This is a genomic window from Mycobacterium paraffinicum (assembly GCF_001907675.1).
GTDB lineage: Bacteria > Actinomycetota > Actinomycetes > Mycobacteriales > Mycobacteriaceae > Mycobacterium > Mycobacterium paraffinicum_A.
In genome coordinates, this window is sequence record NZ_MPNT01000017.1 from 16,301 (window position 1) to 39,526 (window position 23,226).

General features: G+C 70.6%; 21 protein-coding genes and 1 pseudogene. 11 read left to right on the forward strand and 11 right to left on the reverse strand.

The features are described 5' to 3' along the window. Position 1 precedes the first annotated feature (1 nt). From glgX to BRW65_RS18545, 4 genes and pseudogenes are all read right to left on the reverse strand, one after another. Complete coding sequence (glgX, locus tag BRW65_RS18530; protein ID WP_073877112.1) at positions 2 to 2,191, reverse strand: glycogen debranching protein GlgX; 2,190 nt, start codon at positions 2,189 to 2,191, stop codon at positions 2 to 4. Positions 2,192 to 2,228: 37 nt separating this feature from the next. After that, positions 2,229 to 4,373 (reverse strand): acyltransferase family protein, encoded by a 2,145-nt coding sequence (locus BRW65_RS18535; protein ID WP_073877114.1) that lies wholly within the window; start codon positions 4,371 to 4,373, stop codon positions 2,229 to 2,231. 337 nt (positions 4,374 to 4,710) lie between these two features. Beyond that, a pseudogene (ripD, locus tag BRW65_RS18540) lies at positions 4,711 to 5,379 on the reverse strand (NlpC/P60 family peptidoglycan-binding protein RipD); the annotation flags it as partial. A 312-nt stretch (positions 5,380 to 5,691) separates the two neighbouring features. Next, positions 5,692 to 6,144, reverse strand: coding sequence for a hypothetical protein (locus BRW65_RS18545; protein WP_073877118.1), 453 nt, complete (start codon positions 6,142 to 6,144; stop codon positions 5,692 to 5,694). 63 nt (positions 6,145 to 6,207) lie between these two features. Between BRW65_RS18545 and BRW65_RS18550 the strand changes: the two genes are divergently transcribed. Genes BRW65_RS18550 through BRW65_RS18565 form a run of 4 tightly spaced genes read left to right on the forward strand, consistent with a single transcriptional unit; the run spans position 6,208 to position 9,863 of the window. After that, complete coding sequence (locus tag BRW65_RS18550) at positions 6,208 to 7,524, forward strand: adenosylmethionine--8-amino-7-oxononanoate transaminase (protein WP_073877120.1); 1,317 nt, start codon at positions 6,208 to 6,210, stop codon at positions 7,522 to 7,524. A 4-nt stretch (positions 7,525 to 7,528) separates the two neighbouring features. Next, the gene (locus BRW65_RS18555; protein ID WP_073877123.1) at positions 7,529 to 8,677 is read left to right on the forward strand and encodes an 8-amino-7-oxononanoate synthase; all 1,149 of its coding nucleotides are present in this window, start codon (positions 7,529 to 7,531) and stop codon (positions 8,675 to 8,677) included. Then, complete coding sequence (bioD, locus tag BRW65_RS18560; protein WP_073877125.1) at positions 8,674 to 9,354, forward strand: dethiobiotin synthase; 681 nt, start codon at positions 8,674 to 8,676, stop codon at positions 9,352 to 9,354. Before BRW65_RS18555 ends, bioD begins: the two co-directional genes overlap by 4 nt. Then, positions 9,354 to 9,863: a 2'-5' RNA ligase family protein gene (locus BRW65_RS18565; protein ID WP_073877128.1), complete on the forward strand. Its 510-nt coding sequence runs from the start codon at positions 9,354 to 9,356 to the stop codon at positions 9,861 to 9,863. Before bioD ends, BRW65_RS18565 begins: the two co-directional genes overlap by 1 nt. On the opposite strand, the gene BRW65_RS18570 is transcribed toward BRW65_RS18565, so the two are convergent. The 4 genes from BRW65_RS18570 to BRW65_RS31790 all read right to left on the reverse strand — a co-directional run bounded on the left by BRW65_RS18570 (position 9,860) and on the right by BRW65_RS31790 (position 13,681). After that, positions 9,860 to 11,152 carry a hypothetical protein gene (locus BRW65_RS18570; RefSeq protein ID WP_244168138.1) on the reverse strand — a complete coding sequence of 431 codons (1,293 nt, stop codon included), beginning with the start codon at positions 11,150 to 11,152 and terminating at the stop codon, positions 9,860 to 9,862. The two genes, BRW65_RS18565 and BRW65_RS18570, sit on opposite strands and share 4 nt — an antisense overlap. 59 nt (positions 11,153 to 11,211) lie before the next feature. Continuing rightward, positions 11,212 to 11,574 carry a hypothetical protein gene (locus BRW65_RS18575; protein WP_073877132.1) on the reverse strand — a complete coding sequence of 121 codons (363 nt, stop codon included), beginning with the start codon at positions 11,572 to 11,574 and terminating at the stop codon, positions 11,212 to 11,214. Between the two features lie 3 nt (positions 11,575 to 11,577). Then, positions 11,578 to 13,422 (reverse strand): hypothetical protein, encoded by a 1,845-nt coding sequence (locus tag BRW65_RS18580; RefSeq protein WP_073877134.1) that lies wholly within the window; start codon positions 13,420 to 13,422, stop codon positions 11,578 to 11,580. Positions 13,423 to 13,510: 88 nt separating this feature from the next. Continuing rightward, positions 13,511 to 13,681 (reverse strand): hypothetical protein, encoded by a 171-nt coding sequence (locus tag BRW65_RS31790; protein ID WP_167374066.1) that lies wholly within the window; start codon positions 13,679 to 13,681, stop codon positions 13,511 to 13,513. Positions 13,682 to 13,811: 130 nt separating this feature from the next. Between BRW65_RS31790 and bioB the strand changes: the two genes are divergently transcribed. From bioB to BRW65_RS18595, 3 genes are read left to right on the forward strand one after another with little or no spacing between them, the layout of a single operon-like run. Next, positions 13,812 to 14,846, forward strand: a complete 1,035-nt coding sequence (gene bioB, locus BRW65_RS18585) for a biotin synthase BioB (protein ID WP_073877136.1) — start codon at positions 13,812 to 13,814, stop codon at positions 14,844 to 14,846. Positions 14,847 to 14,860: 14 nt separating this feature from the next. Next, positions 14,861 to 15,088, forward strand: coding sequence for a hypothetical protein (locus tag BRW65_RS18590; protein WP_073877257.1), 228 nt, complete (start codon positions 14,861 to 14,863; stop codon positions 15,086 to 15,088). Then, positions 15,085 to 15,738, forward strand: coding sequence for a DUF2567 domain-containing protein (locus BRW65_RS18595; RefSeq protein WP_073877138.1), 654 nt, complete (start codon positions 15,085 to 15,087; stop codon positions 15,736 to 15,738). Before BRW65_RS18590 ends, BRW65_RS18595 begins: the two co-directional genes overlap by 4 nt. Here the strand turns inward: BRW65_RS18595 and BRW65_RS18600 are convergent. Both BRW65_RS18600 and BRW65_RS18605 read right to left on the reverse strand, forming a co-directional pair. Continuing rightward, positions 15,733 to 17,073, reverse strand: a complete 1,341-nt coding sequence (locus tag BRW65_RS18600; RefSeq protein ID WP_073877140.1) for a lipase family protein — start codon at positions 17,071 to 17,073, stop codon at positions 15,733 to 15,735. The two genes, BRW65_RS18595 and BRW65_RS18600, sit on opposite strands and share 6 nt — an antisense overlap. A gap of 187 nt (positions 17,074 to 17,260) precedes the next feature. After that, positions 17,261 to 17,971, reverse strand: a complete 711-nt coding sequence (locus tag BRW65_RS18605; RefSeq protein ID WP_073877142.1) for an NUDIX hydrolase — start codon at positions 17,969 to 17,971, stop codon at positions 17,261 to 17,263. A gap of 46 nt (positions 17,972 to 18,017) precedes the next feature. Here BRW65_RS18605 and nadA point away from each other — a divergent pair, with 46 nt between their 5' ends. From nadA to nadC, 3 genes are read left to right on the forward strand one after another with little or no spacing between them, the layout of a single operon-like run. Beyond that, positions 18,018 to 19,067 carry a quinolinate synthase NadA gene (gene nadA, locus BRW65_RS18610; protein WP_073877145.1) on the forward strand — a complete coding sequence of 350 codons (1,050 nt, stop codon included), beginning with the start codon at positions 18,018 to 18,020 and terminating at the stop codon, positions 19,065 to 19,067. Then, a complete protein-coding gene (locus BRW65_RS18615) occupies positions 19,067 to 20,650 on the forward strand; it encodes an L-aspartate oxidase (protein WP_208611886.1) in 1,584 nt (527 codons plus the stop codon). The genes nadA and BRW65_RS18615 overlap by 1 nt, the downstream gene beginning before the upstream one ends. Continuing rightward, entirely contained in the window at positions 20,650 to 21,501 is an 852-nt protein-coding gene (gene nadC, locus BRW65_RS18620) for a carboxylating nicotinate-nucleotide diphosphorylase (RefSeq protein ID WP_073877149.1), read from the forward strand. The genes BRW65_RS18615 and nadC overlap by 1 nt, the downstream gene beginning before the upstream one ends. A gap of 6 nt (positions 21,502 to 21,507) precedes the next feature. Here nadC and BRW65_RS18625 read toward each other — a convergent pair whose 3' ends face one another. Further along, a complete protein-coding gene (locus BRW65_RS18625; protein WP_073877151.1) occupies positions 21,508 to 22,074 on the reverse strand; it encodes a TetR/AcrR family transcriptional regulator in 567 nt (188 codons plus the stop codon). Between the two features lie 40 nt (positions 22,075 to 22,114). On the opposite strand from BRW65_RS18625, the gene BRW65_RS18630 reads away from it, so the two are divergent. Beyond that, positions 22,115 to 23,143, forward strand: a complete 1,029-nt coding sequence (locus tag BRW65_RS18630) for a zinc-dependent alcohol dehydrogenase (protein ID WP_073877153.1) — start codon at positions 22,115 to 22,117, stop codon at positions 23,141 to 23,143. Positions 23,144 to 23,226 lie beyond the last annotated feature (83 nt).

Consider the following 23,226-nt stretch of genomic DNA (forward strand, 5'->3'; position numbering starts at 1 on the left):
GTCACATGGTCTTACGTAAGACCAGAAGTGACCGCCCGGGCAACGACACCTTCTCTTCGGCATTCACCACCTGGTCCGCGTCACCCTTCGGGTGGTTGGTGTCCAGTTCCACGGTCCACTCCTGCGCATAGTCGTCGTTCGGCATCACGAACTCCACGGGTTCTTCGCCGGCGTTGAAGCACAACAGAAACGAGTCGTCGACCACCCGTTCGCCGCGCGCGTTGGGCGCGGTGATGGCCTCGCCGTTGAGGAACACCGCCACGCATTTGTGAATGCTCGCGCCCCAGTCCTCGTGCGTCATCTCCCGGCTGCTCGGATTCAGCCAGGCGATGTCGCGGACTTCGTCACCGCTGCGGATCGGTTCACCCTCGAAGAACCGGCGCCGGCGGAACACCGGATGGGTCTTGCGCAAGGTGGTCACCTTGCGCGCAAACGCCAGCAGGTCCGAATTCTTGTCGACCAATGACCAATCCATCCAAGACAATTCGGAGTCCTGGCAGTACACGTTGTTGTTGCCGTTTTGGGTGCGGCCGAGTTCGTCGCCGTGCGCGATCATCGGCGTGCCCTGGCTGAGCATCAGCGTCGCCCAGAAGTTGCGCATCTGGCGACCGCGCAGCGCCAAGATCTCCGGGTCGTCGGTGGGGCCCTCGACGCCGCAGTTCCACGAGCGGTTGTGGCTTTCGCCGTCGCGGTTGTCCTCGCCGTTGGCCAGGTTGTGTTTTTCGTTGTAGGAAACCAGGTCGTTGAGCGTGAACCCGTCGTGGGCGGTGACGAAGTTGATGCTGGCGCTGGGCCGCCGGCCGGTCGCCTCATAGAGGTCCGACGACCCGGTCAGCCGGGACGCGAACTCGCCCAGGGTCGCGGGCTCGCCCCGCCAGTAGTCACGCACAGTATCGCGATACTTCCCGTTCCACTCGGTCCACAAACCCGGGAAATTGCCGACTTGGTAACCGCCCTCACCGACGTCCCACGGTTCGGCGATCAATTTGACCTGGCTGACGATCGGATCCTGCTGCACCAAATCGAAGAACGCGCTCAGTCGGTCGACGTCGTGCAGCTCTCGCGCAAGCGTGGCGGCGAGGTCGAAACGGAAGCCGTCGACGTGCATCTCGGTCACCCAGTAGCGCAGCGAGTCCATGATGAGCTGCAGCACGTGCGGGTGACGCGGATTCAGGCTGTTGCCGGTGCCGGTGTAGTCCTTGTACAGCCGCAGGTCGGTGTCGACCAGCCGGTAGTACGCCGCGTTGTCGATGCCGCGGAAATTGATGGTCGGCCCGAGGTGGTTGCCCTCGGCGGTGTGGTTGTACACCACGTCGAGGATCACCTCGATGTTGGCTTCGTGCAGGCTGCGCACCATCGATTTGAACTCGGCGACGCTGGAGGTGCGGTTGGCCGCGTACTGGTTGTGCGGCGCGAAGAAACCGAAAGTGTTGTATCCCCAATAGTTTCGCAAGCCCAGGTCCAGCAGCCGCGAGTCGTGCATGAACTGGTGCACCGGCATCAGCTCCAGCGCGGTGACGTTGAGCGACTTGAGATAGTCGATGATCACCGGGTGGGCCAGGCCGGCGTAGGTGCCGCGCAGTTCGGCGGGGATGCCGGGGTGGGTCCGGGTCATTCCCTTCACGTGGGCCTCGTAGATGACCGTTTCGTGGTACGGGGTCAGCGGCGAGCGGTCCGAGCCCCAGTCGAAGAACGGATTGCTCACCACGCTGGTCATGGTGTGGCCAAGCGAGTCGACCATCGGCGGCGTCCCGGGGTCGGCATCGTCACCGTCGGGATGCACCGCCTTCATGTCGTAGGAGAACAGCGCCTGCCCGAAGTCGAAGTCCCCGTGGAAGGCCTTGCCATACGGGTCGAGCAGCAGCTTGCTCGGGTCGCAGCGGTGTCCGGCGGCCGGGTCGAAGGGCCCGTAGACGCGGAAGCCGTAGCGCTGGCCCGGGGAGATGTTGGGCAGATAGGCGTGCCACACGTAACCGTCGACCTCGTCGAGGGGGATCCGTGATTCCGCCCCGGCGTCGTCGATCAGACACAACTCGACCTTCTCGGCAATCTCGGAGAACAACGAGAAGTTTGTCCCCGCGCCGTCATAGGAGGCGCCGAGGGGATACGGGTTCCCCGGCCAGACGGTGGCGAGTTTCGGCTGTTGGTTACCAGCTACGCCTGTTTCTGAAGCGTGATTGTCGGTCGGCACTATCTGACCTTATCCGCGCTCGGGGCGGCGGGGCGCGTCACCACCAACCGGTGTTGGCGGCGATCTGGCGGCCCAATTCGCCCACCATGGTCCGCACGTACGTGGGGGTCAGGTGGTGGGCACCGTGGTAGATCAGCACGTTTCCTTCGACCGGCCGGCACACGTCGGTGCGGCAGATCGCGTCGGACATGTCGAGCACCTTCAGCAGCGGGAATTGTGTGACGAAGTCGAGGGTCTGATTGCGGTCGGAGAGCGCGTCGGAACGTTTGATCGCGCACGACTGGGGGCTTCCGCCCTTCTTGGCCAGGCAATCAGCCGGGTCGAACGGCTGGCCGTTCTTGACCAGCCATGGGGTGTCTCGCATGCCGAGGATCGGAATGTTGTTGTCCGAGAACCGCTGCCAGATTCCGATGTAGGTCGCCGGCATCACGTCGCCCGGCTTGACGTTCCACGGGCGCGTCGTGGTGGTGAACACGTAGTCGGGATGGTCGGCGATCACCCGGTCCATCGTCTGCTCCACCCACTCCCGGCACTGCGGGTAGGCGGCGTTGTTGCCCATGATCAACGGGACTTCCTCGGTGGACAGCGGACAGCCCATCTTGAGGTACGTCACCACCTTGAAGTGATGCATCTTGCCGAGCAGATCCAGTGCGGGCAGCCAGTGTTCGGCGTGCGACCCGCCCGCCAGCGCGATCGTGCGGTCGCCGGCCACGTCGCCATAGGTGCATGCGACCACCGCCGGGTTGACGAAATCACTGATGCAGCCGTCGCGGGTGGAGACCGGCAGATCCTCCTTGACCTCCAGCACGCTGGGGCGCATCGGCAGCGCGGGCACCCGCACGCGTTCGGTCAGCGCGCGCGCCCCCGGGTAGTCCTGCGGGTTGAGCACGCTGAGTTCCTTGCCCGCGGCCCGCAGGACGGTGACGTGCTGGCGCCACGTGAACGACGTCGCGGTGAGCATGACGCCGAGCAGCACGACGGCCGTCCCCAGCGCCATCGTGGGCCGGGGCAGGCGCGCCAGCCACGCGGGCGCGGGTGCCGGTGACCTCCCGGCGGTCCGGTAGCGCAAGGGGTCCTCGACGAGCCGGGTGGTCAGGTAGGCCAACAGTCCCGAGACCAACAGCACCGTGGCGCCCTCGACGAAGTTGGCGTGCCGGTGCCCGCTGAACGACAGCCAGAAGATCAGCAGCGGCCAGTGCCACAGGTAGAGGGAATACGCCATCGCGCCCAGCGCGACCAGCGGGCCGGCCGCCAGCAGGCGATTGGGCAGCGGCAACCGGTGGTCGCCCTGCAGGTTGGCCCCGGCCAGGATCATCAGCACGGTGGCCCCGACGGGCACCAGGGCCCACGGGCCGGGAAATTCCTTCACGCCGTCGATCAGCGCCCCGCACGAGACGATCGCCGCCAGCGCCAGGGTGGCCACGGCCGTTCGCAACCACATCGGCCAGCGGATGGCCGGCACCAGCGCACCGACCAGCGCGCCGAGTAACAACTCCCAGCCGCGCGCGAAGCTGTCGTAGTAGGCGGCCGCCTGGTCGTCCTGATGCGCCACGATCGCGTAGACGAACGACGCCACCGTCAGCGCGGTCAGCAGCACCAGGAACAGGGTGCGCAGCCGGGGACCCGGCGGACGCCCGAACAGGTACGCGCATGCCGCGATCAACAGCAGGAAGCCGACGTAGAACTGGCCCTGCACCGACATGGACCAGATGTGCTGCAGGGGGCTGACGGCCTCGCCCGCGCGCAGGTAGTCCGACGCCGTGTTGGCCAACTCCCAGTTCTGGTAGTAGCCGAGGCTGGCGAGGCTCTGGTCGGCGAAGGCCTCCCACCGGGTCTCCGGTTGCACCAGGATGGTCAGCACCCCGCACCCGGCCAGCACCACGACCAGGGCCGGCACCAGGCGGCGCACCAGCCGGACCACCTCGGCCACCGGCGACAGCGTCCCCGCGGGGTTCAGCGCCGCGCGAATGATCTTGCCGCCGAAGAAGAACCCGGACAGCGCCAAGAACACGTCGACGCCGCCGGAGACCCGGCCGAACCAGATGTGGAAGACGGCCACCAGCGCGATGGCGATGCCACGCAGGCCGTCGAGGTCGTAGCGATAGAAGCCCCGATTGCGCGCTGCCGTACCGGCCGGTTCCGCGGTCGCGACCGGTTGGGGAGACAGGGACAGGGTCGACATGATCGACCGCTAATTTACCGAAAACCGCCACCCGTTCCTGTTCAGGAGCGGGTGGCGGCGTTCGAGAGGCCCCCGAAGTCCGGGGAAATTACCGGGCGGTGCCGGCGGCTGGCGGGAGGAACGGCGATTGCTGCGGCGGCAGCAGTTGCACCGGGGCTTGCGGCGCCGGAAGTTGCTGCGTGGGCAACTGCTGGACCGGCGGCTGTTGCACCGGGACCCGTTGCATCGGGGCCTGTTGTAGCGGGGCCTGCGGCGTCGGGAGCTGCTGCAGCGGCGCCTGCTGCAACGGGAGCTGGCCGGACTGTTGCTGGAGCGGCGCCTGCTGCACCGGCGGTTGCGGCGTCGGCACCGCCGGGGCCTGTGGCGTCGGGAGTTGCTGCAGCGGGGCCTGTTGTAGCGGGGCTTGCTGCGTCGGCGCTTGCTGGGTGGGCAGTTGCTGCACCGGTGCCTGCTGCAACGGGGCTTGCTGCGCCGGCACCTGCTGCGGCAGCTGCTGGACCGGCGCCGGCTGGACCCCGAGGACGCGGACCAGGTACGGGGTCATGCCGTTGGCGCGCACCGGCGACACCTGGACGACGTCGCCCACCTCGAGCATCTGGTTGTTGCCCAGGTACATCGCGACGCTCTGGGTGCCCTCGGGACCGTAGAAGATCATGTCGCCCTTTTGCGCTTGCTGCGGCAGCACCTTCTGGCCGACCCGGTAGATCGCCCCGGACGACCGCGGCAGCTTGATGCCCGCGCCGGCGTACGCGTACTGCATCAGGCCCGAGGCGTCGAAGCCGACCGTGTTGATGCCCGTCCCGGTGCCGCGGGTGGGTCCGTTGATGCCGCCGCCGGCCCAGGAGAACGGCACGCCTCGCTGCGACAGCCCGCGCGCGATCACCACGTCGGCGGCCTGCTGGTAGTCCATCGGCCGGACGCCCGGGTCGGCGGACGCGATCACGGGGGCGGCCATCGGTGCGGCAAGCAGCGCCAAACCGATCGCGAAGGCGTAGATGCGTTTCATTGTCTTGGCCTCTCAGGGGCTCACTGGCCTCAGCGCGGTGACCTCACGCGTCCGCCGCCGATCCATGCCCGGGCGACAGCCTCCCCTTTGGGGCCGACGCCGCTGCACGACACTTGCGGATGTGAACAGCGGTCCTGTTTCACATCAGTCACTGCAGCCACTCTGTCAACAGAAGTTGTTGGCCGCCAGGGCCCGGCGGGATTTTTTGTCGTAACGTGACCGGACGGTGACTGGGCGGCCCAAATCCGGGCGCGCAGTTGTGATTTCGGTCTCAGTCGGGCGGGCGTCGAGCGGACCGGGGCGCCGGCGCGCTTAGGCCCAATAGCGTTCGCTGAACACCGTCAGCAGCGAGCCGACGAGCGCGCTGAGCATGGTCAGCGCGAGGGCCAGGACCGGCCAGAAGGACATGTACCAGCCCTTCAGGAGCGACACGATGGGGCCGAGGACCGCGGCGGCGATCGCGGCGCCGATGCCGCCCCACACGATCGGGCGGATGTAGTAGTCGACCCCGAAGGGCACCGGCCCGCACGTCTCGTCGGCGCACACGTGCTCGAGGAAGCCGAAGAGGCGGTCCGGCCACGCCGTCGCGGTGGCCAGGACGAGGAGCAGGGCCAGCAGCGCGACGGTGCAGGCGACGTCCCACGGCGCCAGCCGCACGCGGATCACCCGGGGCGCTTCGTCGTCGTAATTGGCCAGCAGGGAATGTGTCGTCGCGGTCGCGGGGGTGCCCGCGGCGGGTTCACCCGGCGTGTTCGGCGTAGCCATCGGATCCCATGCTCCCCGATGGGCGGTCTTTGTGCGACTTTGGCTGCTTTACCCTCGATCACTATGCCTGCGGCGAGGGCCGGGTTGACCCCCGAGCAGATCAGCGCGATCGACGCTGCGCATCTGTGGCACCCGTACAGCACCATCGGCAGCGAGGCCGTCGCCCCGGTGGTCGCCATCGCCGCGCGGGGCGCCAGGTTGACGCTGGTCCGCGACGGCGAGCCGATCGAGGCGCTCGACGCGATGAGCTCGTGGTGGACCGCGATCCACGGGCACGGCCACCCGGCGCTGGACGCGGCGCTGACCGCGCAGCTGGGCGTCATGAACCACGTCATGTTCGGCGGGCTCACCCACGAACCGGCCGCCCGGCTGGCGCAGCTGCTGGTGGACATCACCCCGGCCGGGTTGGACACCGTGTTCTTCAGCGACTCGGGATCGGTGTCCGTCGAGGTCGCGGTCAAGATGGCGCTGCAGTACTGGCGCAGCCGGGGCCGGCCCGGCAGGCACCGGCTGATGACGTGGCGGGGCGGCTACCACGGCGACACGTTCACGCCGATGAGCGTCTGCGATCCCGACGGCGGCATGCACAAGCTGTGGACCGACGTTCTCGCGCGCCAGGTGTTCGCCCCGCAGGTCCCGCGCGACTACGACCCCGGCTACAGCGCGGCGTTCGAGCGCCAACTCGCGCAGCACGCCGGCGAACTGGCGGCCGTCATCGTCGAACCGGTGGTGCAAGGCGCGGGCGGGATGCGCTTCCACGACCCCCGCTACCTGCGTGACCTGCGCGAGCTGTGCCGCCGCCACGACGTGCTGTTGATCTTCGACGAGATCGCCACCGGCTTCGGCCGTACCGGCGAGCTGTTCGCGGCCGACCACGCCGGGGTCAGCCCGGACATCATGTGCGTGGGCAAGGCGTTGACCGGCGGGTACGTCACCCTGGCGGCCACCCTGTGCAGCACCGAGATCGCCCACACCATCAGCGCCGGCGAGGCCGGCGCGCTGATGCACGGGCCCACCTTCATGGCCAATCCGCTGGCCTGCGCGGTGTCGGTGGCCAGCGTCGAACTGCTGCTCGACCAGGACTGGCGCGGGCGAGTCGGCGAGATCGCCGCCGGGCTGGCGGACGGACTCGAGCCCGCCCGCGCGCTGCCCGGCGTCACCGACGTGCGGGTGTGCGGGGCGATCGGCGTCATCGAGTGCGCCCGCCCCGTCGACCTGGCCGTCGCCACCCCGGCGGCCATGGAGCGCGGGGTGTGGCTGCGCCCGTTCCGCAACCTCGTCTACGCGATGCCGCCCTACATTTGCTCGCCGGCCGAGATCGCCCAGATCACCTCGGCGATGGTGGAGGTCGCACGGCTCGTCGGCTCTCGTAGTGTCTAGGGCGATGAAGACACCGATCGAGGCATCACCGCTGGCCTGGCTGGAGGCGGTGGAGAAGCAGCGTCGCGAGGCCGGGCTGCGTCGCTCGTTGCGGCCCCGTCCGGCCGTCGCCACCGAGCTCGATCTGGCGTCCAACGACTACCTCGGCCTGTCCCAGCACCCTGACGTGATCGAGGGCGGCGTCGCCGCGCTGCGCATGTGGGGCGCCGGGGCCACCGGTTCCCGGCTGGTCACCGGCGACACCGAACTGCACCAGCAGCTCGAGTCGGAGCTCGCCGGGTACGTCGGCGCCTCGGCGGGCCTGCTGTTCTCGTCCGGATACGCGGCCAACTTGGGCGCCGTCGTCGGCCTGTCGGGCCGGGGTGCGTTGGTGGTGTCCGACGCCCTCTCTCATGCGTCCCTGGTCGACGCCTGCCGGCTGTCGCGGGCCCGGGTGGTGGTCACGCCGCACCGCGACGTCGACGTCGTGGAGGCCGCCCTCGCCTCCCGCGACGAGGAGCGGGCGGTCGTCATCACCGAGTCGGTGTTCAGCGCCGACGGCGCGTTGGCGCCGCTGCGGGAGTTGCACGAGGCCTGCCGCCGCCACCGCGCGCTGCTGATCGTCGACGAGGCCCACGGCCTGGGTGTGCGCGGCGGTGGCCGCGGGCTGCTGCACGAGCTCGGGCTGGCGGGCGCTCCCGACGTGGTGATGACCACGACCCTGTCCAAGGCGCTGGGCAGCCAGGGCGGCGTGGTGCTCGGACCGGCGGCGGTGCGGGCCCACCTGATCGATGCGGCGCGCACGTTCATCTTCGACACCGGCCTGGCGCCCGCCGCGGTGGGCGCCGCGCGCGCCGCGCTGACCGTGCTGCGGGCCGAGCCGTGGCGACCCGAAGCGGTGTTGCGGCATGCCCGCGCCCTGGCCGAGGTGTGCGACGTTCCCGACGCCCCGCAGTCGGCGGTGGTGTCGGTGATCCTGGGGGAGCCGGAGGTGGCCCTGGCCGCGGCGACCGCCTGCCTGGACGCCGGCGTGAAGGTGGGCTGTTTCCGGCCCCCGACGGTGCCCGCCGGGACGTCGCGGCTGCGGCTGACCGCGCGGGCCTCCATGGACGCCGCCGAGCTCGAGATCGCCCGGCGGGTGCTCACCGACGTCCTCGCTGTGACGCGCCCTTGACCGTCCTGGTCGTCACGGGCACGGGCACCGGGGTCGGCAAGACCGTCGTCACCGCGGCCCTGGCCTGCCACGCCCGCCAGGCCGGCATCGACGTGGCGGTGTGCAAACCGGTCCAGACGGGCACCGAATCGGGCGACGACGATCTCGCCGAGGTCGCCCGCCTGTCCGGCGTGACCGAGCGGGCCGGGCTCGCCCGCTATCCGCAACCGCTGGCGCCGGCCGCCGCGGCCGAGCTGGCCGGCGCGGCGCTGCCCACCGCCGGGGAGGTGCTGCGGCTGATCGCCGGCCTGGACCGCCCGGGCCGGTTGACGCTGGTGGAAGGGGCCGGCGGGCTGCTGGTCGAACTCGCCGCCGACGGCGTCACGCTGCGCGACCTCGCCGTCGAGCTGGGCGCCGGGGCGCTGGTCGCGGTCGCCGCGGAACTGGGCACTCTCAACCACACCGCGCTGACACTGGAAGCGCTTGCCGCGCACGATGTTTCGTGCGCGGGATTGGTCATCGGCAGCTGGCCGGCCCGCCCCGGGCCGGTGGAGGTCTCGAACCGCGTCGCCCTGGACCGGCTGGGCCCGGTCCGGGCCGCGCTGCCCGCGGGGGCCGGGGCGATGGACGCCGCGCAGTTCGCGGAGATGAGCGCGGCGGCGTTCGACCGCGACTGGGTCACCGCGCTGGCCCGCTGATGGTGCACTCGATCGAGCTGCTCTTCGACGCCGACACCGAGGCGACGATCCGTGGGCTGTGGGATGCGCTGGCGGACGCCGGGATTCCCAGCCAGGCGCCGGCCGGGCGGCCGCACGTCACGCTCGCGGTGGCCGACCGCATCGCCGAGGAGGCCGACGCCGCGCTGCGGCAACTGACCGGGCGGCTGCCGCTGCGCTGCGGCGTCGGCGCGTCGCTGCTGCTCGGGCGGTCCAACGCGATCCTGGCCCGGCTCATCGTGCCGACGGCCGAACTGCTCGATTTCCACTCGGAGGTGCACCGGCTGTGTGGCGACCACCTGGCCCCCGCGCCGGCCCCCACCAGCCTGCCCGGTCAATGGACGCCGCACGTCACGCTGGCCCGCCGCGTCGGCGGGCCGGCGCTGGGCCGCGCGCTGCGCATCGCGGGGCGGCCCGCGCTCGTCGAGGGCAGCTTCGCCGCCCTGCGGCACTGGAACGGCGAGAAGAAGGTCGACTACCTGATCGGCTAACCGCCGAACAGCAGGTACAAGCCGGTGAACGTGTAGCCGACCATGACCAGCATCATTGTCAGCTGACCGGTGAGCTGGTGGCCGCCGGGCAGCAGCCGCAGCGCTTTGTCGTGGGCCGCGATCACCGCGAGGATGTGGCCGGTCACCACGCACGCCACCTTGATCCCGGCCAGCACCGGCGGGTGGGTGGACAGCACGTAGGCGACCTGCTGATGCGCCAGTCCCAACACGTTCCAGCCGCGGCCGAAGGGGTCGGCCAGCGCGAACACGGCCTGCTGTCCGCGCTCGACGAGATAGGTCAGGTAATGGGCGAAGATGTAGCCCACCACGATCGGGATCAGCGAATGCGCCATCTGCCCGGGCAGGGCGCGGCGCTGCGCGCGGTCCACGCCACCGGTCGCGCGGGCGGCGAGCGAAAAGGTCACGGCGACAACGCAAATGAACACGATCAGCCCCAGGGTCCGCAGCAGCGACGACGACGCCGCCGGCGCCAGGCCGATCTTGGGGGAGAGCCCGTCGGCGAAACCGCGCCACGTCGCCGACGACGAGAAGCTGTCGAACGCGGTGGACCCGAGCAACACCGCGAGCAGCACCACCACGCCGGGCCGCACCGGCAACGACGGCAAATGGTCGAGCGGGTTGCCCACCACGATTCGGCCGCTCTCCGGGTTGCGCCGAAACGGCGACAGGCGCGACACCGCCATGCTGTAAACCCCGAAGGGATCGGCCCGGGCCAGCCAGCGCTGGCCGCACAACCAGGCGCCGACCAGCATGGCCACGGCATAGCCGGCCAGCCACGCCCGCACCCACGGCAGCGACGCCGGGTTCGGGCTGGCCAGTTCCATCCAGACGAAGGCGAACAGGCCCACCGCGGCCGGGCGATAGCCCCAGCCGTCGGGATACGACAGCCGCGGTGTGTGCAAGCGCTCCGGCGTGCCGCTGCGCAACAGCAGGTAGATCGTCCGCATCGGGGAGATGACCCGCCAGACCGGCCCGACCAGCAGCGACAGCGCCACCAGTCCGACCCACAGCAGCACGTAGAACACGCCGAGCAGGGCGTTGGCCTCCGACCGCGGGCCCCACACCCCGGCCGCCACCGCCCACGCCGCGAAGACCAGGGCCAGCGCGGCCGCCGCCCACCGGGTCGCCCGCGCGTCGACGACCGCGGTCACCGCCGCCGGCAGTGCACGGCCCGGCTTCCCCGGATCGAACCCCGGCCGCCGCCATGCGAAGGCGACGAGCGCGAAGGTGAATGTCAGCGCCCACGCCGCACCGACCATCGCGTACATGTACGGCACCGGAAGGTCGCCGGATCCGCCGAGCCCGTGCGCGAGTACCGCGCGGTCGCTCACGGTTGGACTTGGATGGTCGCGATCGTGCGGTCCAGGTGGTGCAGCTCCACCTCGACGTTGCCGGGGACGTCGACGGCGAACTGGAAGGTCTGATTCGGCGCCGCGGCCACCGGGAACTTGTGGTCGGGCGTCGAGTGCACGTGCAGTTCGTCGGCGGCGTCACTGGTCACTCGGAGGGTGATCTGCTGGCGGACCGTGGCCTGCAGCGTGGCGTTGGTGGGGGTCACCTGCCCCTTGGCGATGGTGACGTCGACCGTCGGGCCGGCGGCCGGGGACTGGTGCTGCGAACCGCCGCACGCGATCAACGCCCACGCCAGGGCCGCCACCCACGCCGCGGCCAGGGCGCTACGCATCCCCATCGGTCACGCCGCCTGGGGGGTGCCGGGCACGGTGTGCTTCTCCTCCTCGGGCCGCTTGGGCAGGGTGTCGTAGTTGTTGATCCGGCCGGCGCCCCAGGTCAGGGCGGTGATCACCATCAGCGTCAGGAACAGCACGACGATCCCGCCGGCGGTGAACAGCCAGGCCGGCGCGCTCTGGTCGCGTTCGCGCTGCAGGATCGTGACTTCCAGGACGAACGGCCGCGTGCTGGTCGCGAGCGCGGGGACCTCGGGCGCCGGGATGGCGGCGTCGGCCGGCTCGTAGATCGGCACGGCCGTCATCGTGCGGCCGTCCTGCACCCGCAACAGCGTCTTCCAGTCACCCCACACCGGGACCGGCTGGGTGGACCGGTAGTGCCCCGGCCCGACCTTGGCGAGCTTGTCGATCATCAGGCCGCGGTCGTTCTGCATCCGCCCCTGCCAGGACAGGATCGTCAGCCAGTCCGGGTGGTCGCTGACCATGGCGGTCGGGGAGATCATCACGTCGGCCGACACCATCCGCTGCCCCGCGGGGCTGGGCAGATCCGTCAGCGTCACCGTGGCGGTGTTCTTCTCGGGCACGAGGATGTGCAACCCGTTGGCCACCGCGACGCCGATCACCAGCACGGTCAGGGCGACGACGCCGATGCCGAGCCGGCGGCCCGGCAGGCGCTGGCCGGTGAGGACGAGGCCGAACAGCGCGCCGCACACCCCGGTCAACGCCGCCACGGGCACCGACATCGCCAGCGCCTCGCCCCACATGCTCGTCGGCCACGGGTAGTGGTACACCGCGCCGATCCACAGCGACTCCAGCCACAGCCCCACCGTGGCCACCGCGAGGCCGGAGACGGCGCCGAAGGCCACCGGGCGCTTGATCAGCGGGGTCAGCGCCACCAGCTCGACGACGAGGGCGGGACCCAGGTACAGCGGGAACCAGTTGATCGGGGCGCCCAGGATGGGGCCGACCACCAGCGCGACCGCGCCCCGCAGCGCGATGGCGAACAGCGCCGCGATGATCGCGGCGCCGCGCCCCATCGTCACGCGGGCGGCGACGGCCGCCAGCGCGGACGCCGCGGCGATCAGCATGGGCTGGAACACCAGCCGGAACTGCGGAACCCCGAAGTCGAACTCGATCTGGTAGACGGACAAGCCGATGAACAGCCCGCCGAACGACAGGTAACGCAGGAAGGTGATGAACGCGCCGTGGGTCACCTCGTCGGCGTCGTGCGCCTCGCCCTCGCGCTCCAGCATCAGCACCGAGAAGAGCGAGAAGCAGGCCCCACCGATCATCATCAAATGCGTTGGGCCCCATAGTGTTACGTCCTGCCCGAAGATCCGGTGCCAGATGTCGTCGAGGGGGAACCCGATCATCGCGTACATCCCGCAGCCCGCCATCAGCAGGCCGCCGACCGGGGCGTGCCAATTGCGCGTGATGCGCACCGCCGCGGGGCCCGGCCTGTCGAACGGCAGCACGACCGAGACCATGCCGGCGACGAAGATGCCGAACAGTCCGATGATGATGAAGTAGTGCGCGGGGTTGGCCAACGGGCCGGGGTCGCGCCCGTTGCCGATGTGCCAGCTGACGTCCCAGATGAACCCGAACAGGGCGCAGATGATGAACGTGGTGAAGATGAGGACCGGCAGCGCCACCCAATTGGGCCGGTGGAACTTCTCGCCCAGCTTGTCGGCGAGCCGGGTCAGCCACTCGATCCGATGGGTGCGGTGGGCATAGCCGACCCACAGCATCGCCGCGGCGATCACCACCGCCGCGACCGACAGCCCGATCACCTGGTTGAGGCCGGCGCCGCGCGCCGGCGCCTCGGCAAGGACTGTCAGTTCCGTCGACTTCATCGTCAAAACCTCCCAATGCTGCCGGGACAACCCGCGACCTGTGATCCAGCTCGCAGGAAGCGGAATGCCCAATTCCCGGGCCGGTCAATCACCGATCTTCGCCGTCGCGCTGACCGGCGTCTTCCGGCTGGTCGCGGGAACGGCGGTCTTTGAGCGCGACGTAGAGGATCACACCGACGACGATGACCGCCGGCAGGAACGCGGGAATCGCCAGCAGGATCATGTGGTGAGCCACGTACGTGACGTTCGGATCGGTCATGGTGGTGAGATACCCCGGCGGGCGGCATGCATCGCGGCCGTTACCCTACTTTGAACACTTTTATTCGCAGCCGCCACGACCGTGGGGCAGGAGGCCGCGCGCGCGGTCACGACGATGCAGGGGAGTACTGGTGACTCAAGCGGCGACTCGACCGGCGACCGGCGCGAACGACGCGGACATCCTGGCGGTGGCCCGCGAACAGGTGCTCGAGCGCGGCGAGGGACTGGGTCGGGAGCAGGTGTTGCGGGTGCTGCAGCTGCCCGACGACCGGCTCGACGACCTGCTGGCGCTGGCCCACGAGGTGCGGATGCGCTGGTGCGGCCCGGAGGTGGAGGTCGAGGGCATCATCAGCCTGAAGACCGGCGGCTGCCCCGAGGATTGCCACTTCTGCTCGCAGTCGGGGTTGTTCGCCTCGCCGGTGCGCAGCGCCCGCCTGGACATTCCCAGCCTGGTCGAGGCCGCCAAGCAGACCGCCAAGTCGGGTGCCACCGAGTTTTGCATCGTGGCCGCCGTGCGGGGGCCCGACGAGCGGTTGATGGCCCAGGTCGCGGCCGGCATCGAGGCGATCCGCGACGAGGTCGAGATCAACATCGCCTGCTCGCTGGGGATGCTGACCGCCGAGCAGGTCGAGCAGCTCTCGGCCATGGGTGTGCACCGCTACAACCACAACTTGGAGACCGCCCGCTCGTTCTTCACCAACGTGGTGACCACCCACACCTGGGAAGAGCGCTGGCAGACCTTGTCGATGGTGCGCGCCGCCGGCATGGAGGTGTGCTGCGGCGGCATCCTGGGCATGGGCGAGACGCTCGAGCAACGCGCGGAGTTCGCCGCCGAGCTGGCCGAGCTGGGGCCCGACGAGGTCCCGCTGAACTTCCTGAACCCGCGGCCGGGCACGCCGTTCGGCGACCTGGAGGTGCTGCCGGTGGCCGAGGCGTTGAAGTCGGTGGCCGCCTTCCGGCTGGCCCTGCCGCGCGCGATGCTGCGCTTTGCCGGGGGCCGCGAGATCACCCTGGGCGACCTGGGCGCCAAGAAGGGCATCCTGGGCGGCATCAACGCCGTGATCGTCGGCAACTACCTGACCACGCTGGGCCGGCCGGCCGAAGCCGATCTGGAACTGCTCGACGACCTGCAGATGCCGATCAAGGCGCTCAACGCCACTTTGTAAGAGACTTGGAGACTGTGGTCCACGATCTGGGCGCACCGGTCAGCGCGGGCGTCTACAACGTCTACACCGGCGAATTGGGGGGCACCGCGGTGCCGACAGCGGCGCAGTTGGGTTTGGAACCGCCCCGATTCTGCGCGGAATGCGGACGCCGCATGGTGGTGCAGGTGCGCCCCGACGGCTGGCGGGCGCGGTGCTCGCGGCACGGACAGGTCGACTCCGTCGACCTGGAGGGCCAGCGATGACCGAGCCCGCGCACACCCCGCCGAACACGATCCCGCGCACATTGCCGGCGCGCGCGATCGTCCTCGCGGGGCTGGCGCCGATGGCGGCCGGGGTGCTCCTCGGGGCGCTGTGGGCGTGGATCGCCCCGCCGATCCACGCCGTGGTGGCCCTCACGCGCGCCGGTGAACGGGTCCACGACTATCTCGGCAACGAGTCCCAGCACTTCTTCGACGCGCCCTGCCTGATGCTGGGCCTGCTGACCGTGCTGGCGGTGGTGGCACCGGCGCTGGCGTGGCAGTGGCGCGCGCGCCGGGGGCCGGGCATGGTCGTCGCGCTGGCGACCGGCTTGGTGACCGCGGCGGCGGTCGCGGCGGCCACCGGGGCGGCGCTGGCCCGAATCAGGTACGGAGCGCTGAACTTCGACGCGATACCGCTGCCGAGGGGCCCGTCGGTGGCCTACGTCATCCAGGCGCCGCCGGTGTTCTTCGCGAGCGATCCGCTGCGGGTGGCGCTGACCCTGCTGTGGCCCGCCGCGATCGCCGCGCTGGTCTATGCGGTGCTCGCGGCCGCCGACGCCCGCGACGATCTGGGGGCTATCCCGCCGCGCGACCGGTCTTCCGATGCGCTGCCGGTGGCAGCGGGCAGCGCCCCGGAGGCGTCCGGGTCATAGCGGACGGCGGTGAATCCTGCGGCCGAGGATGACCTTGGCCGCGATTTTGGTGAGCCGCGCCATGCCGACGTAGGTCATCGGGTGGAACATCGTCGGCCAGGTGGTCCGGATGAGGTGCTCGGTCAGTGGCCGGCCGTCGAAGCGGTCGGTGAGCCAGCGCAGCGTCATCGGCGCCGACAGCGGGTGGAGCAGCATGTGCTCGTTGAAGGCGTCCCGGTGGTAGGTCACCCGGGCGCCGCCGGCCGAATAGGCGTCAGCGAGCACGTCGATGTCGTTGACGTCGATGAGGTAGTCGTGGACGGCCTGCACGATCAACACCGGCGGCGTCGGCACCGCGACACCCAGCTTGATGTTCTCGAACACGTGCGTGACCTCGGGCGTCGACAGGATGGCATCGAGCGGCTCGTCGAGGTAGTCGCCCATGTTCTTGCCGGCCATGCGGACGACCGCCTCCACGGTGGTCATCTTCTCCAGCGACTCGAGCAGGGCGCGCCCCTCCTCGTTGCTGTGCTCTTTGATCACCCGGTCCAGCTCGGGGTAGATGTGCGCGAGGGCCGCCACCACCAACGCGGGCAGGCCCGACAGGAAACTGCCGTTGAGGCGGCGGAAGGTGTTGCCGAGATCCCCGACGGGCGATCCCAGCACCGCCCCGACGATGTCCAGCTCGGGCGCGTATTCGGCGCACACCTCGGCCGCCCAGGCGCTGGCCAGTCCGCCACCGGAGTACCCCCACAGGCCGATCGGCGCCGACGGCGAGAGCCCGAGGCGTTCCGAACCCAGGGCGGCCCGGATGCCGTCCAGGACGCGATAGCCGGGTTCGTAGGGCGCGCCCCACAGGCCCCGCAGCCCCTCGTGGTCGGGCACGGACACGGCCCAGCCCTCGGCGACAGCCGCGGTGATCAGGAAGAGTTCGAATTGGCCGATCGACCCGAGGGCCTTCGCCCGCCGCCGCAGCGCGTAGGACGGGAAGCAGCGGGACGACACGGCGTCGATCGCGCACTGGTAGGACAGCAGCGGGCAGGGGCGTTCCGGGGTCAGCTCGGCGGGGACGATCACGGTGGTCGCGGCGGCCTCGGGCTCGCCGTTGAGGTCCATGCTCCGGTAGAGCAGCTGGATGGCCTTGACGGGTTGCGGGATCAGCCCCAGAAACGCCAGCTCGACGTCGCGGGAGCGCAGCACGGTGCCGGGTTCGGCGTGTTGGAAGCCGAGCGGCGGCTGGTAGAACGGGTCGTCGGAGGGCAGCAGCGGGCGCACCTTGCGCTGCAGTTCCTCGTGCGGCGGCCGGGCGATCCACTCCGCCCCGCGCGTGCCTGCCAGATTGCCGAGCTCAGCCATTGAGGCTCCCTTCTAGGCCATCCGGCATTCTCGCGTACGAACGGCAGGTAACCAAAACGTAATCGCCGCACAGTGAGCGACTTCTTCGGCGGCGGATCGGAGTCATGCACGTCACTGGTACCCAGTTTGTGGCCGCGTCACCCGGCGACGCTTCTCGCAAGCCTATCCGGAGCGGCATTCGCTCGCGTCAGACCTGACCCGGCGGCCTCAGCGCGGCGAATTCGTCGGTGACCCGTAATTGGGAGTCGGTGAAGTGATAGAGGGCCGCGGGCCGGCCGCCGCTGCGGCCGGACTGCGCGATGGTGCCGGTCTGGCTGATCACGCCGCGGCGGACCAGCACCCGCTGCAGGTTGGTCGCGTCAACCTGATAGCCCAGCGCGGCACCGTAGATATCGCGCAGCGTAGAGAGCGCGAATTCCCTTGGCGCCAAGGCGAATCCGAGGTTGGTGTAGGAAAGCTTGGCGCTGAGCCGGGCGTGGGCGTGGGTCACCATCGGGCCGTGGTCGAAGGCCATCGGCGGCAGGCTGCTCACCGGGTGCCAGCGGGTGTCCGGCGGCAGCTCGGGGGTGGCGGGGGAGGGCACCAATCCCAGGAAGGTCGACGCGATCACCCGGCCGCCCGGCACCCGGTTCGGGTCGGAGAACACGGCCAGCTGTTCGAGGTGGGCCAGTTCCTTGAGGTCGACCTTCTCGGCCAGCTGGCGTAGTACCGAGGTGGTCATGTCCTCGTCGTTGCGCAGCCGACCGCCCGGCAGCGACCAGGCGCCGCGCTGCGGCTCCTTGGCACGCTGCCATAACAGCACGTTTAGCTGCGGTTTCTCCGTCCGCGGTCCGGTCGTTACCCGGCGAACCTGAAACACCACCGCGAGCACCTCGTGTTCAGTGCTAGTATGGCCCATGTTTTCGATTATAAGTCGAAAACCTCCCGGGCTGAAAGGAGCCGCCGTGACGGTTATGAATCGCATGGACACGCTCGCCGAAGAAATGATGGCCGACGTCACGAATTCGCCCACCGGCTACGCCGGCGTCGACGGAGACGCGCAATGGGCCGCCGAAATCCGCCGCCTGGCCAAGCTGCGCGGTGCCACCGTGCTCGCCCACAACTACCAGCTGCCCGCCATCCAGGACGTCGCCGACCACGTCGGCGACTCGCTGGCGCTGTCGCGGATCGCCGCCGAGGCCCCCGAGGACACCATCGTGTTCTGCGGCGTGCACTTCATGGCGGAGACCGCCAAAATCCTCAGCCCGGACAAGACGGTCCTCATCCCGGATCAGCGGGCCGGCTGCTCGCTGGCCGATTCCATCACCGCCGACGAGCTGCGCGCCTGGAAGGACGAGCACCCCGGCGCCGTCGTCGTCTCCTATGTCAACACCACGGCCGCGGTGAAGGCGCTCACCGACATCTGCTGCACGTCGTCCAACGCGGTCGACGTGGTCGCATCCATCGACCCCGACCGCGAGGTGCTGTTCTGCCCGGATCAATTCCTCGGCGCGCACGTGCGCCGGGTGACCGGTCGCCAGAACCTGCACGTGTGGGCCGGTGAGTGCCACGTGCACGCCGGCATCAATGGCGACGAGCTCTCCGAGCAGGCGCGGGCCAACCCCGATGCCGACCTCTACGTGCACCCCGAATGCGGTTGCGCCACTTCGGCGTTGTACCTGGCCGGCGAGGGCGCCGTCCCGGCGGACCGGGTGAAGATCCTGTCCACCGGCGGCATGCTCGACGCGGCGCACCGAACGCGGGCCCGCAAGGTGCTGGTCGCCACCGAGGTCGGCATGCTGCACCAATTGCGCCGGGCCGCACCGCAAGTCGACTTCCGCGCGGTCAACGACCGGGCGTCGTGCAAGTACATGAAGATGATCACCCCCGCGGCGCTGCTGCGCTGCCTGGTCGAGGGGGCCGACGAAGTCGACGTCGACCCTCAGATCGCGGCGGCGGGCCGCCGCAGCGTGCAGCGCATGATCGAAATCGGCCAGCCGGGCGGTGGTGAATGATCGCCCGCCCCGCCTGGACGCACAGCGCCGACGTCGTCGTCATCGGTACCGGTGTCGCGGGATTGGCCGCGGCGCTGGCCGCCCACCGCGCCGGGCGCAGCGTCGTCGTGCTGAGCAAGGCCGACCACGCGCGCGGGGTGACCGCGACGCATTACGCCCAGGGCGGCATCGCGGTGGTGCTCCCCGACAACGACGATTCCGTCGAGGCCCACGTCGCCGACACCGTGACCGCGGGCGCCGGCCTGTGCGATCCCGACGCGGTGACCTCGATCGTCGCCGACGGTTATCGCGCGGTGTCGGAATTGGTCGGCGCCGGAGCGCGATTCGACGAGGCGGTCCCCGGTCGCTGGGACGTCACCCGGGAAGGCGGGCACTCCCGGCGGCGGATCGTGCACGCCGGCGGCGACGCCACCGGCGCCGAGGTGCAGCGCGCGCTCGACCACGCCGCCCGGCTGCTGGACATCCGCACCGCTCACGTCGGCCTGCGCGTGCTGCACGACGGCACCGCCGTGACCGGCGTGTCCGTCGCCAACCGGGACGGTTACGGAATCATCGCCGCGCCCGCGGTGATCCTGGCCTCCGGCGGCCTCGGGCACCTCTACGGGGCGACGACCAACCCGGAAGGCTCCACCGGCGACGGGATCGCCTTGGCGTTGTGGGCCGGTGTCGCGGTCAGCGACCTGGAGTTCATCCAGTTCCACCCCACCATGCTGTACGCCGGCGCGGCCGGCGGCCGGCGCCCGCTGGTTACCGAGGCCATCCGCGGTGAGGGTGCGATACTGGTTGACCGGCAAGGCAATTCGGTCACCGCGGGCGTGCACCCGATGGGCGACCTGGCGCCGCGCGATGTCGTCGCGGCGGCCATCGACACGCGGCTGAAGGCCACCGGCGACCCGTGCGTCTTCCTCGACGCTCGCGGCATCGACGGTTTCGCGGCCCGCTTCCCGACCGTGACCGCCGCGTGTCGGGCCGCCGGCATCGACCCCGTCCGCCAACCGATCCCGGTCGTGCCGGGGGCGCACTACAGCTGCGGCGGCGTCGTCACCGACGTGCACGGGCAGACGGAGCTGCCCGGGCTGTTTGCGGCCGGCGAGGTGGCGCGCACCGGCATGCACGGCGCCAACCGGCTGGCGTCCAACAGCCTGCTGGAAGGCCTGGTGGTCGGCGGCCGCGCCGGCCGGGCCGCGGCCGCGCACGCCGTGGCAACCGGCCGCGTCCGGCCCGTGCCGTTCACGACGCCCGAGCCGATCGCCCACACGGCGCCCGAACGCGCCGAATTGCAGGCCGCGATGAGCCGCGACGCCTCGGTGGTGCGCGACGCCGCCGGGCTGACGCGGCTGGCCGACGCGCTGTCGGGGGCGCCGGTGCGCGCCGTCGCCGGCCGCCGCGATTTCGAGGACGTGGCGTTGGCCGTGTCCGCCCGCGCGGTGACCGCGGCGGCCCTGGCCCGCAACGAGAGCCGGGGTTGCCACCACCGCGCGGAGTACCCCGACCCCGGACCGGAACAGGCCCGCAGCAGCGTGCTGCGGCTGGCCGACGACCAGAACTCGGTGCTGGTGGAGGCGCTGGCGGCGGTGGGCTGATGATGCTGCCTGATGAGCGCAGCGCCGCTCAAGACACCATCCGGCGGGCGCTGGAAGAGGACCTGCGCTTCGGGCCCGACATCACCACGCTCGCGACGGTGCCCGCCGGCGCGGTGGCCACGGCGTCGATGGTGCCCCGGGAGCCCGGCGTGATCGCCGGCGTCGAGGTCGCCATGCTGGTCCTGGATGCCGTCCTCGCCGGCGGCTACGAGGTGGTGCACGGCGTCGAGGACGGCGCCCGGCTGCAGCCCGGCGAGCCGGTGCTGAGCGTGCGCGCCGACACCCGCGGCCTGCTGACCGCCGAACGAACCATGCTGAACCTGGTCTGCCACCTGTCGGGCATCGCCACCACGACGGCGGCCTGGGTCGACGCCGTGGACGGCACCAAGGCCAAGATCCGCGACACCCGCAAGACCCTGCCGGGCCTGCGCGCGCTGCAGAAATACGCGGTGCGGGTCGGCGGGGGCGTCAACCACCGGTTGGGGCTGGGGGATGCGGCGCTGATCAAGGACAACCACGTGGTGGCCGCGGGATCGGTGGTCGACGCGCTGCGCGCGGTGCGCGACGCGGCGCCGGATCTGCCCTGCGAGGTCGAGGTGGACTCGCTCGAACAGCTCGACGAGGTGCTGGCCGAAAAGCCCGAACTGGTGCTGCTGGACAACTTCCCGGTGTGGCAGACGCAGATGGCGGTGCAGCGCCGCGACACGCGCGCCCCGGCGGTGCTGCTCGAGTCCTCCGGCGGGCTCAGCTTGGACAACGCCGCCACCTACGCCGCCACCGGGGTGGACTTTTTGGCCGTCGGCGCGCTGACGCACTCGGTGCGCGCGCTCGACATCGGCCTGGACATGTAGGGGCCGCTAGCCACGCAGCAACGTGCGCGCGGCGGGTTTGGCGGCGTCGAGCGCGGCCGCGTCGCCGGAGATCCGGGACAGCATCAGCGCCCCCTCGATCAGCGAGATCACCGCCAGCGCAACGTCTTTCGACTCCGCCGCGGCCCAGCCGTCGGAGCGCAGCCGCTCCTCGACCGCCGCGCACCAGCCCGTGAAGGCGCGGGCCGACGCCTCGCGCACCAGCGCGCTGGCGTGCACCGACTCGGTCGCGACCGGTTCGATCGGGCAGCCGTCGCGCCGGTCGCCGGCCAACCCCGCCGCCAGCACGTCGATCCAGCGATCGACGATGTCGGCCGCCGGCCGGCCCGTCGCCAGGAACCTGCGCAGCAGTTGCTCGATACCGGCCCCTTCGGTCTCGACGACCGCCGCGGCCAGTTGTTGCTTGCCCTGCGGGAAGTGGTGATACAGCGATCCCGGCTTGACGCCGGCCTCCTCGAGGATCTGGTTCAGGCCGGTCGCCGCGTAGCCCTGGCGGCGGAAGAGCGTGGCGGCCGTGTCGATCAACGCGGCGCGGCTGCGGTCGGGTCTCGGCATGCTATTGACTTTACTTGAGTGATCACTCAAGAATGCAGAGATGAGGCAGCTGACCTTCGAAGAAGCCGGGCGATACGCGTGGCGTGAGGCGCCCGAGCCGCAGATCACCGCGCCCGGGCAGGCGCTGGTGCGGCCGCTGACGGTGGCGTGTTGCGACCTCGACGTCGCGGTGTGCAACGGGCGCCTGCCGCTGCCGCCCGGGTACGCGGTGGGCCACGAGGGGCTGGCCGAGGTCGTCGCCGTCGGCGACGACGTCACGGGCGCCGGGGTCGGCGACCGCGTCGTGGTGCCGTTTCAGATCAACTGCGGGGACTGCCGCGAATGCCGCCGCGGCGTCACGGGTTCGTGCAGCGCGGTGCCCCTGATGGCGGCCTACGGCATGGCGCCGATCGCCGGCCTGGACGGCGGCGGCTTCATGTCGGATCTGGTGCTCGTCCCCTACGCCGACGCGATGCTCATCCCGGCGCCCGACGGCGTCGACCCCGTTTCGATCGCGTCCCTGTCGGACAACATTCCCGACGGCTGGCGCACCGTCGGGCCGTTCAGCGCGGAACTGGCCGCGCTCGATCCGGTCGATCGCCGCGTCCTGGTGCTCGGACGGCTGTCGATCGGTCTGTACTCGGCCGCGATCGCCACGGCGCTGGGCGCCCACGTCGACTACGTCGACACCGACCCCCAGCGGCTGGCCGCCGCCGAGAAGCTCGGCGCGGCGGTCCACGACGTCGCCAAACCCGACAAGTCGTGGGGCTCCTACCCGGTCACCGTGCACACCACCAGCGACGCGGCGCTGCTGGCGGCGACGCTGCGCGCCACCTGGCCGGACGGCGTGTGCACCGACACCGGGATCTACCCCGAGTACCAGGTCGCGATGCCGTTGCTGCCGATGTACTCGCGCGGCGTGCGGTTCGTCACCGGACGCGTCAGCGCGCGTGCGGTGATCCCGCGGGTGCTCGACCTGCTGGCGGGCGGCCTGGACGTGTCGCCGGCCGTCGACCGGGTCGTCGCCTGGGAGGACGCCCCCTCGGACTGGCCGACGATGACCGGCAAGACGATCTTCACCAGGGCGTAGGCCGCTTCAGGGCGGGTTCGGGTCGTCGAGCGTGCGCCCAGGGCGGGCCCCAGCGGCGTGTCGCCGCCATGAGCGCACGCGCA